15 protein-coding genes are annotated in these 16,606 nt (G+C 73.6%); 11 read left to right on the top strand and 4 right to left on the bottom strand.

Annotated features, from left to right (window positions below; all coding sequences use genetic code 11):
* Positions 1-12: 12 nt before the first annotated feature.
* From O7613_RS13370 to O7613_RS13360, 3 genes are read right to left on the bottom strand one after another with little or no spacing between them, the layout of a single operon-like run.
* Positions 13-858, bottom strand: coding sequence for a cyclase family protein (locus O7613_RS13370; RefSeq protein ID WP_282294146.1), 846 nt, complete (start codon positions 856-858; stop codon positions 13-15).
* The gene (locus O7613_RS13365) at positions 855-1,697 is read right to left on the bottom strand and encodes a CoA ester lyase (protein WP_282294145.1); all 843 of its coding nucleotides are present in this window, start codon (positions 1,695-1,697) and stop codon (positions 855-857) included. Before O7613_RS13365 ends, O7613_RS13370 begins: the two co-directional genes overlap by 4 nt.
* Positions 1,694-2,470 carry an IclR family transcriptional regulator gene (locus O7613_RS13360; protein WP_281588217.1) on the bottom strand — a complete coding sequence of 259 codons (777 nt, stop codon included), beginning with the start codon at positions 2,468-2,470 and terminating at the stop codon, positions 1,694-1,696. Before O7613_RS13360 ends, O7613_RS13365 begins: the two co-directional genes overlap by 4 nt.
* Before the next feature lie 204 nt (positions 2,471-2,674).
* Here O7613_RS13360 and O7613_RS13355 point away from each other — a divergent pair, with 204 nt between their 5' ends.
* The 11 genes from O7613_RS13355 (at position 2,675) to O7613_RS13305 (ending at position 15,174) form a co-directional block, all read left to right on the top strand.
* Positions 2,675-3,922 carry an ABC transporter substrate-binding protein gene (locus O7613_RS13355; RefSeq protein WP_282294144.1) on the top strand — a complete coding sequence of 416 codons (1,248 nt, stop codon included), beginning with the start codon at positions 2,675-2,677 and terminating at the stop codon, positions 3,920-3,922.
* A complete protein-coding gene (locus O7613_RS13350) occupies positions 3,919-4,950 on the top strand; it encodes a branched-chain amino acid ABC transporter permease (protein WP_282294143.1) in 1,032 nt (343 codons plus the stop codon). The genes O7613_RS13355 and O7613_RS13350 overlap by 4 nt, the downstream gene beginning before the upstream one ends.
* Complete coding sequence (locus O7613_RS13345; protein ID WP_282294142.1) at positions 4,947-5,996, top strand: branched-chain amino acid ABC transporter permease; 1,050 nt, start codon at positions 4,947-4,949, stop codon at positions 5,994-5,996. Before O7613_RS13350 ends, O7613_RS13345 begins: the two co-directional genes overlap by 4 nt.
* Complete coding sequence (locus O7613_RS13340; RefSeq protein ID WP_281588224.1) at positions 5,993-6,724, top strand: ABC transporter ATP-binding protein; 732 nt, start codon at positions 5,993-5,995, stop codon at positions 6,722-6,724. The genes O7613_RS13345 and O7613_RS13340 overlap by 4 nt, the downstream gene beginning before the upstream one ends.
* Positions 6,711-7,412, top strand: a complete 702-nt coding sequence (locus O7613_RS13335; RefSeq protein ID WP_281588226.1) for an ABC transporter ATP-binding protein — start codon at positions 6,711-6,713, stop codon at positions 7,410-7,412. The genes O7613_RS13340 and O7613_RS13335 overlap by 14 nt, the downstream gene beginning before the upstream one ends.
* Position 7,413: 1 nt before the next feature.
* Positions 7,414-8,748 carry an MmgE/PrpD family protein gene (locus O7613_RS13330; protein ID WP_282294140.1) on the top strand — a complete coding sequence of 445 codons (1,335 nt, stop codon included), beginning with the start codon at positions 7,414-7,416 and terminating at the stop codon, positions 8,746-8,748.
* 9 nt (positions 8,749-8,757) lie between these two features.
* Positions 8,758-9,402 (top strand): aspartate/glutamate racemase family protein, encoded by a 645-nt coding sequence (locus O7613_RS13325; protein ID WP_281588230.1) that lies wholly within the window; start codon positions 8,758-8,760, stop codon positions 9,400-9,402.
* Positions 9,399-10,796: an FAD-binding protein gene (locus O7613_RS13320; RefSeq protein ID WP_282294139.1), complete on the top strand. Its 1,398-nt coding sequence runs from the start codon at positions 9,399-9,401 to the stop codon at positions 10,794-10,796. The genes O7613_RS13325 and O7613_RS13320 overlap by 4 nt, the downstream gene beginning before the upstream one ends.
* Positions 10,793-12,262 (top strand): dihydroorotase family protein, encoded by a 1,470-nt coding sequence (locus tag O7613_RS13315; protein ID WP_281588233.1) that lies wholly within the window; start codon positions 10,793-10,795, stop codon positions 12,260-12,262. The genes O7613_RS13320 and O7613_RS13315 overlap by 4 nt, the downstream gene beginning before the upstream one ends.
* A gap of 2 nt (positions 12,263-12,264) precedes the next feature.
* A complete protein-coding gene (locus O7613_RS13310) occupies positions 12,265-13,470 on the top strand; it encodes a CoA transferase (RefSeq protein ID WP_281588235.1) in 1,206 nt (401 codons plus the stop codon).
* A 117-nt stretch (positions 13,471-13,587) separates the two neighbouring features.
* Entirely contained in the window at positions 13,588-15,174 is a 1,587-nt protein-coding gene (locus O7613_RS13305) for a tannase/feruloyl esterase family alpha/beta hydrolase (RefSeq protein WP_282294138.1), read from the top strand.
* A 47-nt stretch (positions 15,175-15,221) separates the two neighbouring features.
* On the opposite strand, the gene O7613_RS13300 is transcribed toward O7613_RS13305, so the two are convergent.
* Positions 15,222-15,740 carry a hypothetical protein gene (locus tag O7613_RS13300; protein ID WP_282294530.1) on the bottom strand — a complete coding sequence of 173 codons (519 nt, stop codon included), beginning with the start codon at positions 15,738-15,740 and terminating at the stop codon, positions 15,222-15,224.
* Between the last annotated feature and the right edge of the window lie 866 nt (positions 15,741-16,606).

The raw sequence follows: 16,606 nt of genomic DNA, 5'->3' as shown, positions 1-16,606 counted from the left end.
CTGACGGCGTGCTCACGGGGCCACCGCCGCGAAGGGGCGGATCGGTGAGCCGGTGCCGCCGACGATGCGCAGCGGCGCCATCACGAAGACGAACGCGGTGAGCCCCTCGGCGGCGGCGTGCTCCAGGTTGAGGTGTTCGACGATGTGGATGCCGGCGTCGACGAGCAGCACCCGGTGCACGGGCAGCACGCTGTGCCCGACCCCCGGCCTGATCTGCTCGTACGCCGTGGTGTCCGAGCCGGTGGCGGCCACCCGCCGCGCGGCCAGCCACCCGGCGGCGTCGGTGGTGACGCCCGGCACGCCGGTGGCCTGCCCGAGATAGGTGGCCGCGTCGTCGAAGTGCCGGGCCCAGCCGGTGCGCACCAGCGCGACGTCGCCGGGGCCGGGTTCGGCCCCGGCCCGTTCGGCGGCGGCGGTCAGGTCGGCCGCGGTCACGCCGTAGCCGGCGGGCAGCACGTCGACCCCGTGCACGGCGGCCACGTCGAGCAGCACCCCGCGGGTGAGCAGCGCGGGGGTGTGTTCGGCGCCGAGCGCGGTGAACCGGCCGCCGGTCTGCGCCGCCGCGGCGTCCACGTCGCCGTGCAGCCGACCGTCATGGCTGACGTGGGAGAGCGCGTCGACGTGGGTGCCGACGTGCCCGCCGGTCACGATCATCTCGTTCGCCGCCGAGCCGCCGTCCGGGCGGACCATGTCGCCGTGCCGGCGGATCAGGCTCATCTGGAAGCCGGGGTGGTTCGGCGAGCACGGCATGCCCGTGAAGTGCGGGTGCCCGAGCTCGACGAGCCGTACCCCCGCGGTCACCGCGGCGAGCAGAGCGTCGTCCGTACGCGCCGGGCGGGCCTGCGGCTCGATGGTCAACTCGTTCCTCCTGGAGGCGGTTCGGACGGTTCGATCAGGTCGAGGACGAGCCGGGCCCGGCGGACCACCGCGGGGTCGACGAACCGGCCGTCGGCGTCGAGCACGGCCACCTCGCCGGCTTCCTCGGCGCGCGCGGCGGCGGAGACGACTGCCCGCGCGGCCGTCACCTCGCCGGCGGTCGGGGTGAAGACCTCGTGCACGACGGGGATCTGTCGGGGATGGACGACCGAGCGGCCGACGAAGCCGGCGGCCCGGGCCCGTTCGGTGCTGGCGCGCAGGCCGTCGAGGTCGGCGACGTCGGTGTAGACGCTCTGCACCGGGGAGGGGAGCCCGGCGGCCCGGGCCGCGACCACCACCCAGCCGCGTGCCCAGGCCAACCCGTCGTCGCCGGTCACCCGCAGGTCGGCCGAGAGATCGGCCTCGCCCAGCCCGAGCCCCGCGACCAGGGGGTGCGCGGTGGCCAGCTCGGTGGCCCGGGCCAGTCCGGCGGCGCTCTCCAGGAGGAGTTGCAGCGGCAGCCTCGCTCGGGTGGCGGCCTGGCGGATCACGTCCGGGTCCTCGCAGCGCGGCACCCGCAGGCCGGACAGGTCGAGTCCGGCCAGCGCGTCGATGTCGGCCTCGCCCCAGGGGCCGGCTGGGTCGTTCACGCGTACCCACACCTGCCGGTCGTGGCCGCCCTGGGCGGCCAGCCGCAGCGCGGTTTCCCGGGCCGTCGTCTTCGCCGCCGGCGGCACCGCGTCCTCCAGGTCGACGACCACCGCGTCGGCGCCGGCGGCGAGCGCCTTCGCCACCCGGTCGGCGCGGTGGCCGGGCACGTAGAGCCAGGATCGCGGCGTCACTTGGGCAGCCCGCCGGACCAGCCCAGCGCCCGGGAGATGCGGTCGGCGGCCTCCCGTACCAGCGGGCCGTAGCGTTCCCGGGCGGTCGCGTCGACCCGGTGCGCCGGGCCGCAGACCGAGAGGGCGCCGACGACCGCGCCGTCGATGCCGAAGACCGGCGCCGCGACCGAACCGGCGCCCTCCTGCCGCTCGCCGTCGGAGTGGGCGATCCCGGTCTCGCGGATCTCGCCGAGCCGGGTGCGGAGCAGGTCGCGGTCGGTCACGGTGCGGGCGGTCAGCGGCGGCAGCCCGGCGGCGAGCGCCGCCTCCCGCTCGGTGTCGGGCAGGAAGGCCAGGATGCAGGTGCTGGAGCTGCCGGCGTGCAGCGGGAAACGGCGGCCCACCTCGACCGTCATCTTGATTTCCCGGGTGGACTCGACCTGGTCGAGATAGACCCGGCCGCCGTGCACCCGGGCGGACACGGTCGTCGTCTCGCCGGTGGTCAGTTGCAGCTCGCGCAGGACGGGCATCGCGACGGTGCGCAGTTGGGACTCGCGCAGTGCGCGGGCGCCGAGGGCGGCGGCTGCCGGGCCGAGCTGGTAGCCGCGGCTCGCGGGATCGCTCACCAGCAGCCGGCGCTCGACGAGGGTCTGCAGGATCCGGTGCACGACCGCCTTGGACAGGTCGAGGCTGCGGGCGATCGCGGTGACCCCGAGGAAGTCCGGCCCGTCGGTGAACAGGAGGAGGACGTCGGCCACGCGGCTCGCCGTCTCGGTGCCCTGACTCTCTGCCACGTGTTCATCTCCAGACGCTGTTTCCGCCAGCGGAACACGATTCCAGCACTGACCAAGTAGATGGTCAACCCCCAAAAAAGCCTTCAAGCTGCGATGAAGAAGATTCTTCGACTAACCCTTGACCGGGTAGGCGGGCGGTGCCAGCATCATCCCCCATGTGATGTTCCGTGCTGCGGAACACGGTCACCCCCAGGAGCTGACGCCATGAGGAAGACCTGGACCCTGAGCCTCGCCCTGACCCTGCCGCTGGCCCTCGCCGCGTGCGGCGGGTCGGGACCCGCCGGCACGAGCAACGGTGGCGGTGCGCAGTCGGGCGGCACGATAAAGATCGGTTCCCTGCACCCGCTCAGCGGCGCGTCCGCGGCCGACGGGCAGCAGATGGACAACGGCGCCAAGCTGGCCGTGGAGGCCATCAACGACGCCGGCGGCATCAAGTCGCAGGGCGGTAAGAAGCTGGAACTGGTGAGTGCCGACACCCAGGGCAAGCCGGAGGTCGGCCAGAGCGAGGCGCAGCGCCTCATCTCCGACGGCGCGGTCGGCCTGGTCGGCACCTACCAGAGCGCGGTCACCGCGAACGTGTCCACGGTGGCCGAACGCAACAAGGTGCCGCTGGTGATCGACGTGTCGAGTGCGGACTCGATCCTGGCCCAGGGCTACAAGTACACGTTCCGGGTGCAGCCCAGCTCCACCGTGCTCGGCACCGCCGGAGCGCAGTTCCTCGACCAGGTGGCCAAGGCGGCCGGCCAGCCGGTCAAGACCGTGGCGGTGCTGCACGAGCAGGGCCCGTTCGGCACCGCCGTCCGGGACGCCTTCAAGGCCGAGGCGGAGAAGGCCGGCATCAAGGTCGGCCCGGCGATCGGCTACGACGCCGCGAACGTCTCCGACCTGACCACACAGGTCACCCAGGTCAAGGCCAGCGGCGCCGACGTGCTGATGGTGGCCGGCTACTACCGCGACGGCGTACTGGCGGCCAAGGCCGTCGCCACCGTGAAACCGCCGGCCCTCAACGCGGTCTACGGCGTCGCCAACGGCGCGTTCGACCTCCCGCAGTTCCCCAAGGAGGCGGGCGCCGCGGCCGAGGGTTTCTTCGACGCGAACTACCACGCCGACATGACCAACCCCGACATGCAGGCGCTGGCCAAGCTCTACCAGGAGCGCTACAACGATGAGATCCGCACCGGCGCGGTGCTCGCGTACGACTCGGTCCGGGTGATCGCCGACGCGCTGGAACGGTCCGGCGACGCCGAGCCGGCCAAGGTGCGCGACGCGATCGCCGAGGGTTCGGTGCCGACCCTGATCGCCGGCAACGGCCCGATCACGTTCGGCCCGACCGGGGAGAACGAGAACGCCACGCCGATCCTCATGCAGGTCCAGGGTGGCGTGGTCAAGCAGGTGTTCCCGACCGACAAGGCGGAGGCCAAGCCCGTCTACCCCGCCTTCAAGAACCAGTGACGTCGCCAGCCGACCAGGGCCACGTCGCCGCCGGCGGCGGCGACGTGGCGACCCTGGAGCCCGACGAGGTACGCGCGCCCGCCGGCCATGCCGTGCAGTGGCGACGGTACGCGCTGGTCGGCGCGCTCGTCGTGCTCGCGGTCGCGCTCGCCTACGTCCGCTCCGGCAGCGGGGTGGTCGTCGTCCAGGCGGTGGCCACCGGCGTTCTGATCGGCGGCGTCTACGGCCTGATCGCGATGGGCCTCACCCTGATCTTCGGCGTCCTCGACATCGTCAACTTCGCGCACGGCAGCTTCCTGGCGCTGGCCCTGTTCCTCACCTTCGGGCTGACCCAGGCCGGGCTGCATCCCTATCTCGCGCTCGCGGCCAGCGTGCCGGCGATGTTCCTGCTCGGTGTGCTGGTGCAGCGCGGCATCCTGGCCGGCGCGATGGGCAAGCCGCTGGAGAACCAGTTGCTGATCACGCTCGGCATCTCGCTGATCGCGGAGAACGCGCTGCTGCTGTTCTTCGGCGCCAACCCGCGCTCGGTGTCGCTTCCCGGCGACCGCGGCGTGCAGATCCTCGGGGCGGTGGCCAACCTGTCCCGGATCCTCGCCTTCGTCGGCGCGCTGCTCCTGGCCGGCCTGCTCTACCTGCTGCTGCAACGCACCCGGCTGGGCACGGCGATCCGCGCGGTGGCCGCCAACGACACCGGCGCGCAGCTCGTCGGCATCGACACCCGGGTGATCTACGCGGTGACCTTCGCGCTTGGCACCGCCTGCGCGGGCGCCGCCGGCACGCTCGTCGCGCCGCTCGTCACCATCGAGCCCACCACCGGCGCGCTGTTCAACATCGTGGCCTTCGTGGTGGTCGTGCTCGGCGGCATGGGCAACGTGGTCGGCGCGCTCGTCGGCGGCCTGGTCATCGGGCTGGCCGAGCAGCTCGGCGGCATCTACCTGCCCGGCCAGTCGCCGTTGCTGTCGGTGTTCATCGTCTTCGTGCTGGTGCTCTTCCTGCGTCCGCAGGGACTCTTCGGGAGGTCGGCATGACGACCACCACCGCCCCGCCGGCGCCGGAGGCCGCGACCGGCAAGCCGCTGCCCCGCCTGCCGTGGAACCGGCACCTGCTCGCCATCGCGGTGCTCGCCGTGCTGCTGGTGCCGTTGCCGCTGGTCCTGCCGCCGGCGCAGGCGTCGGTCGCGGTGCGGGTGCTCATCTTCGCGCTGATGAGCATCGGCTGGAACATGATGAGCGGCTTCGGCGGCCTGTTCAGCTTCGGGCACGCGGCCTACTTCGGCATCGGCGCGTACGCCGGCGCCTGGCTCCTGGTCGAGCGCCAGGTGTCGCCGTGGATCGGGATGCTCGTCGGCATGGTGCTCGCCGCCGCGTTCGCCACCCTGATCGGCTTCCTCGCGCTGCGTTACAAGCTGCGCGGCGCCTACTTCGCGCTTGCCACCTTCGCGTTCGCCGAGATGCTCCGGCTCTGGGCGACGAACAGCGACTTCGTCAACCGGGCGGTCGGCTACCACGTGCCGCTGCGCCCCGACGCCTCGTGGTGGTGGCTCCAGTTCGAGCCCAGCTCGCCGAACTACTTCTGGGTCGCGCTCGCGCTCACCGTCGCCGCGCTCGTGGTCAGCGTGCTGTACGTCCGCTCCCGGGCCGGGCAGTTCACCAAGGCGGCCCGCGACGACGAGGACGCCGCCGCCGCGGTCGGCATCCCGGTGATGCGCTACAAGCTGACGACCATGGCGCTCTCGGCCGCGATCACCGCGGTCGCCGGGACCTTCTACGTGCAGTACTTCCTGTTCATCGACCCCGACCTGGCGTTCGGGTCGAGCGTGTCGATCCAGGCGATCCTGCCCGCGGTGATCGGCGGCGTGGCGACCATCTGGGGCCCGGTGATCGGCTCGGTGGTGATGGGTCCGCTGAACGACGTGACGGCGACGTTGCTGCGCAACCCGCCGCCCGGGCTGGAGTTCCTCCAGGGCCGCAGCGGGCTCGACGTGATCGTCTACGGGGCCCTGCTGATCATCATCGTGCTGGTCCTGCCGAAGGGCATCTACGGAACGATCCGGCAAAGGTGGTCCCGACGATGACGCTGCTGCGGGTCGACAACATCTCCAAGTCGTTCAAGGGCCTGCGCGCGGTCGACGAGGTGAGCTTCGAGGTCGCCGAGGGCAGCATCCTCGGCGTCATCGGGCCCAACGGCGCCGGCAAGACCACCATCTTCAACCTCATCGCGGGCGCGTTGCGGCCGGACTCCGGCCGGGTGCACCTGGCCGGTCGGGAGATCACCGGGCACTCGCCGCACCAGGTGACCGCCGCCGGCATGACCCGCACGTTCCAGCTGATGCGTCCGTTCCACTCGATGACCGTGCTGGAGAACGTCGCCGTCGCGGTGCTGGCCGGCGGCGCCGCCAAGCGGACCGCCCGGACCGCCGCCGCCGAGCTGATCGAGCGGGTCGGCCTCGGCCGGTGGCGCGACGCACCCACCGAGGGCCTGCCCACCGCCGCGCTCAAACGGTTGGAACTCGCCCGGGCGTTGGCCAGCAGGCCCCGCGTGCTGCTGCTGGACGAGGTGCTGGCCGGGCTGGTGCCGGCGGAGCGGGCGCCGGTGATGGAGCTGCTGGAACAGCTGCGCACCGCCGACGGCGTGACGCTCGTCTTCGTCGAGCACATCATGGCCGCCGTCATGCGGTTGTCGGACTCGGTGCTCGTGCTCGACCTGGGCCGGGTGCTCACCACCGGCGCGCCGGAGGAGGTGACCCGCGACCCGCGGGTCATCGAGGCATACCTCGGGGAGGACCCGCATGCTCACGCTTGAGGGGCTCAGCGCCGGCTACCACGGCCTGCAGATCCTGCACCAACTCGACCTGCGGGTCGCCGAGGGCGAGATCGTGGCGATCGTCGGCGCCAACGGCGCCGGCAAGACCACCACGCTCAAGGCGATCTCCGGGCTGATCAGGCCGACCGCGGGCACGATCACCTTCGACGGCCGGCGGGCCGACGGCGTACGCCCGAGCGAACTGGTCGGCCGCGGCCTGCTGCACGTGGCGGAGGGGCGGGCGCTGTTCGGGCCGCTCAGCGTCGAGGAGAACCTGCGGATGGGCGGCTGGACCCGGGGGCGCAAGCCGCTCGACGAGCCGCTGCGCGAGGTCTACGACCTGTTCCCGATCCTCGCCGAGCGGCGCGCCCAGGCCGCCGAGACGCTCAGCGGCGGGCAGCAGCAGATGCTCGCCATCGGCCGGGCGTTGATGGCCGGGCCGCGGCTGCTGCTGCTCGACGAGCCGTCCACCGGCCTGTCGCCGAAGCTGACCTGGACCGTGCTCGACGCGATCCGGGCGATCCGCGACCGGGGCGTCTCGGTGCTGCTGGTCGAGCAGAACGCCGCGCACGCGCTCAACCTGGCCGACCGGGCGTACGTGCTGGAGAGCGGCAGCCTGGTCCTCGACGGCCCGGGGCCGGAGCTGGCCCGCGACGACCGGGTCCGCGCCGCGTACCTGGGGCTCTGACGTGACCTCCACCGTGGCGGCCGTGGCCCGGCTCGGCGCCTGGACCGCCGGGCTGCGCTGGGCCGACGTCCCGGACGCCGCCCGCGACCAGCTCGGGCTGGTGCTGCTCGACTCGCTCGGCGTGACGGCGGTCGGCGCCCGGCAGGCCGAGCAGCGGGCGCTGGCCGCGGCGTGGCGGCCCGGCCCCGGGCCGGCGCCGCTCGTGGGCGGCGGCGCGACCACCACCGTGGAGGCCGCCGCCTGGCTCAACGCGACGGCGATGGCCCGGCTCGAACTCGACGAGGGACACAAGTACGCCAAGGGCCATCCGGCGGCGCACGGGCTGCCCGCGGTGCTCGCGCTCGCCGCCGACCTCGGCGCCCCCGGTCCGGAGACGATGACGGCGCTGCTCGCGGCCTACGAGGTGGCGGCCCGGTTCGGCCGGGCCACCAACCTGCGGTCCGGGCTGCATCCGCATGGCAGTTGGGGCGTCGCGGGCGCGGCGGCCGGCTGCGCGCGACTGCTCGGTCTGTCGGGCGAGGGCGTCGCCGCGGCGATCGACGCGGGCGCCGGCCTGCCGGTGGCCGGTCACTTCGCCAGCGCGCTCGACGGCAACCCGGTCCGGGACGCCTGGCTGGGCGCGTCCAACCTGTCCGGGCTGGCGGCGGCGCGGATGGCCGCCGCCGGTGTCGCCCGCAACACCGGCACGCCCGCGGTGTCGCTCGGTGACGTGCTCGGCCGGTTCGACCCGGCGCCGCTCACCGACGGGCTCGGCACGCGCTGGGACGTGCGGCTCGGCTATTTCAAACGGCACGCGGCGTGCTCGTTCACCCACCCGGCCGCCGACGCGGCCCTGCTGCTGCGCGCCGACGGGCTGGCCCTCGACACCGTCGAGGAGATCCTGGTCGAAACGCATTCGCTGGCCGGCGGACTGGCCCGGACGACCTGGGACAGCCGGCTGGCCGCGCTCTTCTCGACGCCGTTCGTGGTGGCCGCCGCGCTTGTGCACGGCGCCGTCGACCCGGCGGTCTCCGCCGAGGGCCGGCGCGACGACCCGCGGGTACGCGAGCTGGCCGGCAGGGTGGTGCTCCGGGTGGCCCCCGACCTCGACGCGCGGCTGCCCGACGAGCGGGCGGCCCGGGTGACCGTGCGCCGCGCCGGCGCGCCGCCCCGGGTGATCGAGGTGCCCAACCCGGTCGGCGACGCGGCCCACCACCCGATGGCCGAGGGTGACGTGCTCGCGTTGCTCGGCCGCCTGCTCGACGCCGACACCGTCGGGATCGTGCGCGAGGTTGCCGCCGGCCTGGCCGGCAGCGCCGACGTCGGGCCCGACCTGCGCCGGCTCGCCGAGATCTAGGAGAAGACCGTGCGGATCTACGCCGTGACCCCGATCCATGTCGATGCCGAGGAACTGGCCCGCCGGCAGGCGCGCTACGCCGCGCTCGCGCCGCCCGGCGTCGAGGTCGTGCTGCACGACCTCGGGCCGGACGCGCCGCGCGCCCTGGACACCGACGCGCAGGTACGCCGGAGTGAGGAACTCGTCGTCGCCGCGCTGCGCGGCGCGCCGGCCGGATTCGACGCGCTGCTGCCGGACTGCGTCCTCGACCCGGGTGTCGCGGACCTCGCCGGCACCCTGCCGGTGCCGGTCCTCGGGTTGCTCCGGCTCAGCCTCGGGTGGGCGGTGCTGACCGGCCGCCGGTGCGCGGCGGTGGCCCGCAACCGGGCGATCGCCGACGAGATGGTGGCCCGGGCCCGGGTCTACGGCTGGTCGGCCGACCTGCTCGGGGTCGAGGTGCTGGACCTGGACGTGCACGCGATCGCCGACACCGCCCGCTGGGCGGACGCGCTGGGCGGGGTCGTCGCGACGATGGCCGCGGACGGCGCGCGTACCGTGATCAACGGCTGCTCGGCGGTGGACGTGCCGGCCGGCGTCACCCTGCCGGCCCGGGTGGTGGATCCGACCGCGCTGGCGCTGCGGCTGATCGCCGCGGGGGAGGTGACTCCCTCATGACCGGGCCCGACCTCGTGGTGGCCGGCGCCGGCGGCGGCCTGGTGGCCGCCCTGCGCGCCGCGCAGCTCGGCCTCGACGTGCTGGTGGTGGAGGCCAGCGAGCACTTCCGCCGGGGCAACAACACCTCGATGTCGACCGCGATGATCCCGGGCGCCGGCTCGCGGTGGCAGCGGGCGGCCGGGATCGACGACTCGGCCGAGCGGTTCGCCGCGGACGTCGCATGCAAGACCAAGGGCCAGGGCGACCAGCGGCTCGCCCGCGCGCTCGGCGCGGTGAGCGCGGAGCTGGTCGAGTGGCTGACCGACCACGTCGGGCTGGAGCTGTCCCTGGTCACCGACTTCCACTACCCGGGCCACTCGGTCGACCGCTGCCACACCGTCGAGGGCCGGCACGGCACCGTCCTGCTCGACCACCTGGTCCAGCGGGTGAGCCGGGCCGGCATCGACCTGCTGGTGCCGGCCCGCCTGGTCGACGTGCTGGTGGACGACGACGGGGTGTCCGCCGCCGTGGTCGAGCGGCCGGACGGCACCCGGGAGGAGATCCCGACCCGGGCGGTGCTGCTGGCCACCAACGGCTACGGCGCGGACCGGGCGCTCGTCGCCGAGCACCTGCCGGAGATCGCCCGGGCGGTCTACCACGGCAGCGAGACGTCCCGCGGCGACGCGCTGCGGATCGGGGCCGCGCTCGGCGCGCAGAGCGCCTTCCTCGACGCCTACCAGGGGCACGCCGCGCTCTCGGCGAGCGCCGCGACGCTGGTCGGCTGGGCGACCGTGATGCACGGCGGCTTCCTGCTGGACGCCACCGGCCGGCGGTTCGGGGACGAGACCACCGGCTACTCCGAGTACGCCGCCGCGCTCGCGGCCCGCCCGGACGCGGCCGGCTGGCTGGTGCTCGACCGTCGGATCCACGACGCCTGCCTGGCGTTCACCGACTTCCGGCAGAGCGTGGAGTCCGGCGCGCTGCGGGAGGCGCCCGACGCCGCCGCCCTGGCGTCGGTGACCGGGCTGCCGGCCGAGGCGGTGGACGCGGAACTCGCCGAGACCGCCGCGGTGGCCCGGGGCGAGCGCGCCGACCGGTTCGGCCGCGCCTTCTTCGAGGCCCCGCTGGAGCCGCCGTACCTCGTCGCCCGGGTGGTGCCGGCGCTCTTCCACACCCAGGGCGGCCTGGTGGTCGACGAGCACGCCCGGGTGCTGCGCGGGGACGGCGGGCCGATCCCCGGGCTGTACGCCTCGGGCGGCGCCGCGGCCGGCATCTCCGGTCACGGCGCGGCCGGCTACCTCGCCGGCAACGGCCTGCTGCCCGCGCTCGGCCTCGCCTACCTCGCGGCGAACCACGTCGCGGCCACCGGGCAGTCCCGCACCACGCAAGCCCGAACCACGGAAGGAAGCGCATGAAACCGCTGGAGACTTTGATCAAGAACGTCACCGTGGTACGCCCCGACGCCGGCTCGCCGGACGGCGACCGGCTCGACATCGGCGTCGCCGGTGGCAAGGTGGTGCGGTTGGCGGCGGACATCCCGGCCGACGAGGCGCAGGTCGTGGTGGACGGTCGCGGCCGGTTCGCGTACCCGGGCGCGGTCGACGCGCACCAGCACTGGGGCATCTACAACCCGCTGGCCGAGGACACCGCCACGGAGAGCCGCGCCAGCGCGCAGGGCGGCGTCACCACCGGGCTCACCTACATGCGGACCGGGCAGTACTACCTCAACCGGGGCGGCTCGTACGCGGAGTTCTTCCCGCACGTGCTCGCCGCGTCGGAGGGCCGGTCGTTCATCGACTACGGTTTCCACCTCGCGCCGATGATGCGGGAGCACATCGACGAGATCCCGTCGATCGTGGAGAACTTCGGCGTCACCTCCTTCAAGATCTTCATGTTCTACGGCAGCCACGGGCTGCACGGGCGCTCCGCCGACCAGAGTTCGTTCCTGATGATCCCGCCGGACGAGCGCTACGACCTCGCGCACTTCGAGTTCGTGATGCGCGGCGTGCAGGCGGCGCGGGAGAAGCTGACCGAGGCCGCGCCGCACGTGTCGCTGTCGCTGCACTGCGAGACCGCCGAGATCATGACCGCCTACACCAGGCTGGTCGAGCAGGACGCGTCGCTGTCCGGCCTCGCCGCCTACAGCGCGTCGCGACCGCCGCACTCGGAGGGGCTCGCGGTGTCGATCGCGGCGTTCCTGGCCGACGAGACCGGCCTGCCCAACATCAACCTGCTGCACCTGTCCTCGCGCAAGGCGCTGCGGGCCGCGATGCTGATGGCGAAGACGTTCCCGCACGTCGACTTCCGCCGTGAGGTGACCATCGGGCACCTGCTGGCCGACGTGGACACCGCGCACGGTCTGGGCGGCAAGGTGAACCCGCCGCTGCGCCCGCGGGAGGACGTGGAGGCGCTCTGGGAGTACGTGCTCGACGGCAGCGTCGACTGGGTGGTCAGCGACCACGCGTGCTGCAAGGACGAGATGAAGTTCGGCGACCCGCGCGACGACGTCTTCGCCGCGAAGTCCGGCTTCGGCGGCGCCGAGTACCTGGTGCCCGGCCTGGTTTCCGAGGGGCGCAAGCGGGGGCTGTCGCACCAGCGGATCGCGCAGCTGATCGCCTGGAACCCGGCCCGCCGCTACGGCCTGCCCGGCAAGGGCACCATCGGGGTCGGCTTCGACGCCGACCTGTGCCTGGTGGAGAACGCCAGTTGGACCGTGCGCGCGGCCGACTCGGCGTCCACCCAGGAGTACACGCCGTTCGAGGGCTTCGAGATCGGCGCCCGGGTCACCGACACCTGGGTCCGGGGGCGGCGCGTGCTCGACGCCGGCAACGTCGTCGGCACGCCGAGCGGCCGTTACGTCCACCGTCCGTACCAGGGGTGACCATGTCCGACGGAACCGACGGGCCGCTCGTCGGCCTGCGCGTGCTCGACGTGTCGACGATCCTGGCCGGTCCGCTCGTGGCGCAGGTGCTCGGCGACTTCGGCGCCGAGGTGATCAAGATCGAACACCCGGGTCGCGGCGACGGCATGCGCGGGCACGGGCTGGCCAAGGACGACCAGCCGCTGTGGTGGAAGATGATCGCCCGCAACAAGCGGACGGTCGGGCTCTATCTCGGCGACCCGGCCGGAGCGGAGATCTTCCGGAAGCTCGCGGCCACCGCCGACGTGGTGATCGAGAACTTCCGGCCCGGCACGCTGGAGCGCTGGGGGCTCGGCTACGACGTGCTCTCCGCCGACAACCCGGGCCTGGTCCTGCTGCGGGTCACCGGCTTCGGCCAGTCCGGCCCGTACGCGGCGCGGCCGGCGTTCGGCACGCTCGTCGAGTCGATGAGCGGGTTCGCCCACCTGACCGGCGAGCCGGACGGCCCGCCGACGCTGCCGGCGTTCGGCCTGGCTGACTCGATCGCCGGCATGGCGGGTGCGGCGGCGGTCTCGATGGCGCTGTTCCAGCGGTCGAAGGACGGTCGCGGGCAGGAGATCGACCTCGACCTGCTCAGCCCGATCATGACCGCGGTCGGGCCGGGCGTGATCTACGCCGACCAGCTCGGCATCGACCAGCAGCGCACCGGCAACCGCTCGGCGAACAACGCGCCGCGCAACACCTACCGCACCGCCGACGGGCACTGGGTGGCCGTCTCCACGAGCGCCGGCAGTATCGCCCGGCGGGTGCTGACGCTCGTCGGCCACCCCGAGGTGATCGACGAACCCTGGTTCGCCACCGGACGCCAGCGGGCCCAGCACGCCGACCTGCTCGACGGTTACGTGGGGGAGTGGATCGGGGCGCGGACCCGCGACGAGGTGCTGCGCGAGTTCGCGGAGGCGGGGGCCGCGGTGGGTCCGGTCTACAAGCCGAGCGAGCTGCTCGACGACCCGCAGGTGCGGGCGCTGGAGCTGGTGACCACCGTGGACGACCCGGACCTGGGTCCGATCCGGATGCAGAACGCGCTGTGGCGGATGAGCCGCACACCGGGCCGGATCCGGTTCACCGGGCGGGCGTTGGGCGCCGACACCGACGCGGTGCTCGGCGACGAGCTGGGTCTGTCCCCGGCGGAGCTGGCGGCCCTGCGGGAGCGTGGCGTGCTCGGCTAGTTCCGCTGAGCGGAACGACGGGGCTCGATATTGACAGCCGGTATTACCAGCTCTAGCGTCATCTCCCCGGCCGTGGTCGGCAAGCCACGTTCCGCTCAGCGAAACACTGGAGGCATCGTGCTCCACAGGTTACGTCTCCGCACCGGACTGGCCGTCGTCGCCGGCCTCGTCGTCGCCGGTTCCCCCGGCCCCGCCCTCGCGCACGGCAAGCCCAACCCCCGACCCGACTGCTCCGCCGTCGCCGCCGGCAAGCTCAGTCGCGCCGTCGGCCAGCCGACGACCGTCACCTCCGCCACCACCGGCGCCACCGCGGCCGGCACGTCCTACTGCGACGTGCGGGCCGGCATCACGGTCCGCGCCCACGACCGCAGCACCTCGGTCGTCCAGCTCCGCCTCCAGGTGCCAACAGACTGGAACCGCCGCTACGTCCAACTGGGCGGCGGCGGCTTCTGCGGCAGCATCCCCACCGCCGGCACGTCCGGCGACGGCACCGTCGACCTCGGCTACGCGGTCGCTTCCGACGACACCGGGCACGTCGGCGGCGGCTCGGACGCCTCGTTCGCGTACGACGACACCGCCGCCCAGAACACCTGGGGCTACCTGTCCGAGCACCTGACCGCGCTGGCGGCCAAGGCGATCCTCAAGGCGGTGACCCGGCAGACGACCGCGTACGCCTACTTCGTCGGCTGCTCGACCGGCGGCCGGCAGGCCCTCATCGAGGCGCAGCGCTGGCCCGGCGACTTCGACGGGATCGTGGCCGGCGCGCCGGCCAACCGGCAGAACTACCTCGCGCCCCTCTCCCAGGGGACACGCGAGTTGCAGAACCGGGACGCCGACTTCCGGCAGATCGTCGACGCGTCCGCGGCGGCGGTGCTGGCCCGGGGCGTGCTGGCGGCCTGCGACGGGGTGGTCCGCGACGGCGTGGTCGACGACCCGCGTACCTGCCGGTTCGACCCGGCGACGGTGCTCTGCCCGGGCGGCACGGCCGCGCCGGACTGCCTCAGCGCCGCCCAGGTCGCGGTGGCGCGGAAGTGGTACGACAGTCCCCGCGACGACCGGGGTCGCGAGCTCTACCCGGGCGGGCTGCCGCTCGGCTCCGAGGGCGGCTGGGTCGGCGCCGACATCAGCACCTCGCCGACCGGGCTCAGCGGCGGTGGCGCGTACGCCGAGCAGGTCCTGCGCTACCTGGCGTTCCCGACCGATCCGGGGCCGACCTACTCGCTGCGGGACTTCGACCCGGGCCGGGACGCGGCCCGCCTGGCCGCGATGGCGAAGGTCTACAACGCCGACACCACGAACCTCGACGCGTTCCGCCGCGCGGGCGGCAAGTTGATGCTCTACCACGGCCTGGCCGACCCGCTGATCACCCCGTTCGGCACCATCCAGTACTACGAGGACGTGGTGCGGCGGTACGGCTCACTGGCCCGGACGCAGCAGTTCGCCCGGCTGTACCTGCTGCCCGGCGTCTACCACTGCGCCGGCGGTCCCGGTCCGGACCGGGTCGACTGGCTCGGCGCGATCCGCGCCTGGACCGAGCGGGGCCGGGCGCCGGCCTCGGTGCTGGCCGCCAAGGTGAGCGGCGGCGCGACCACAATGGAACGGCCGGTGTACGCGTACCCGCTGCGGGCCCGCTACGACGGCAGCGGCGACCCGAACGCGGCGGCCAACTGGCGGCCGGCGCCCGGCCCGCGCGGCCGGCGCTGACCGCTACCGCGGGGCCCGTGCGTCGCGCGCGGGCCCCGCGGCCGGTCTCAGGACAGGAGCAGGAACGTCGGCACCGCGATCAGGGCGCCGACGAGCGCGCCGGCCACCACCTGGCCGGTCGTGTGGTCACCCAGTCGGACCCGGGACCAGCCCACCAGGGCGACGAGCGCCAGCGCGGGGAGCAGCGCCGGCCCGAGCACGACGACGAGCACGGCCGTCGAACCGGCGACCACCGCGGCGTGCGCGCTGAGCTTCCACACCTGGTTGACCGCGGTGACGACGAGCAGCACCGCGAACATCACCACGACCATGGCGACGAGCGGCGCGGGCGCGCCGGCCACCACGAGCAGGGCGAGACCGACCAGGACGGAGAACATGCCGTAGACGAGCGGCATGCGGCGCTGCTCGCGTACCCCGATGTGGTGGTCGGTCAGCCGGCCCCGGCGGACGCTGACCCAGATGACGGCGTACGGGACGACGGAGCAGAACAGGACGGCGAGCAGGGCCCAGCCGAGACCGGCCGCGACGGCGGGCGCGGTGCTGTGCACCGCGATGACAAGCGGCATCACGGCCGCGAGAACGGCCGGCGCGCAGATCTCGGTGACGGCCCGGGCCACTCGGGCGGAGGCGGGGGCGGGCACGTGACGGGTCTACCTTCCGGACGGCTGCGGGCGTGGTGGGCGCGGCGGCGGACGCGGCGCCCGCGACGACCGTAGCGGTCAACGGTGACGAGATCGCACGGGCGACCTCGTAACCTGGTCGGTGGCGCCGAGGTCGTCGGTGGCCGGTCGCAAGCCGGGCCCGGCGCAGCAGGGCCGACGGCTGGACCGTGATCCGTCTACGCCCTCAGGTTCGTAGGCGCTCACGGGCGATCCCGCCGGCACCGAAGACGCGTCGGACACCCATACCGTTCCACCCATCGCGGGTGCCGGGCGCGGGCGGGGCTGGGCGCGCGGGCGGGGGCGGCCGTCGCCGGGGGATCGCGGGGCGGTGTTCCTGAGCGCCGTGCGACACGCCGAACGCGAAGAATTTTTTCGTCGGGCGAGCGTGCCGTCGTCGCGGCCGGGGGCCGACACCGCCCGCGTCGTCCGCATCCCGCCGCTCAACTGGTGCAACGTTGAAAACTTGACCCTGAATAGGGCTCCGTCATTAGCGCCCGGACCCGCCCGATCGGCCTCCTGATCATCCGCTTCCCGACAGCCGAGAGTTTGCGGAATGGCTGTCGGGCGTTGCAGAATGAGTGCTGTCCGCAGATGTCGGGGGATCCACTGCGGTTGACGAACTTAAGGATCGTAAAGGTCTTGGGGGAGTGGGTAGATGATCTCTGCGGTGTGGTCGTAGCGGGGTAAATCCCGACACTTGGTGACACAGCACAGTGTGTGACCTGGCCACTTTCTAGATCAACCTGACCGGCGGAATGAGTTGCTCGTGT

This window comes from Micromonospora sp. WMMD975 (genome assembly GCF_029581215.1).
Classification (GTDB): Bacteria; Actinomycetota; Actinomycetes; order Mycobacteriales; family Micromonosporaceae; genus Micromonospora.
The sequence above is the reverse complement of the archived record's forward strand: the minus strand, read 5'-3'. Positions and strand labels throughout refer to the sequence as shown.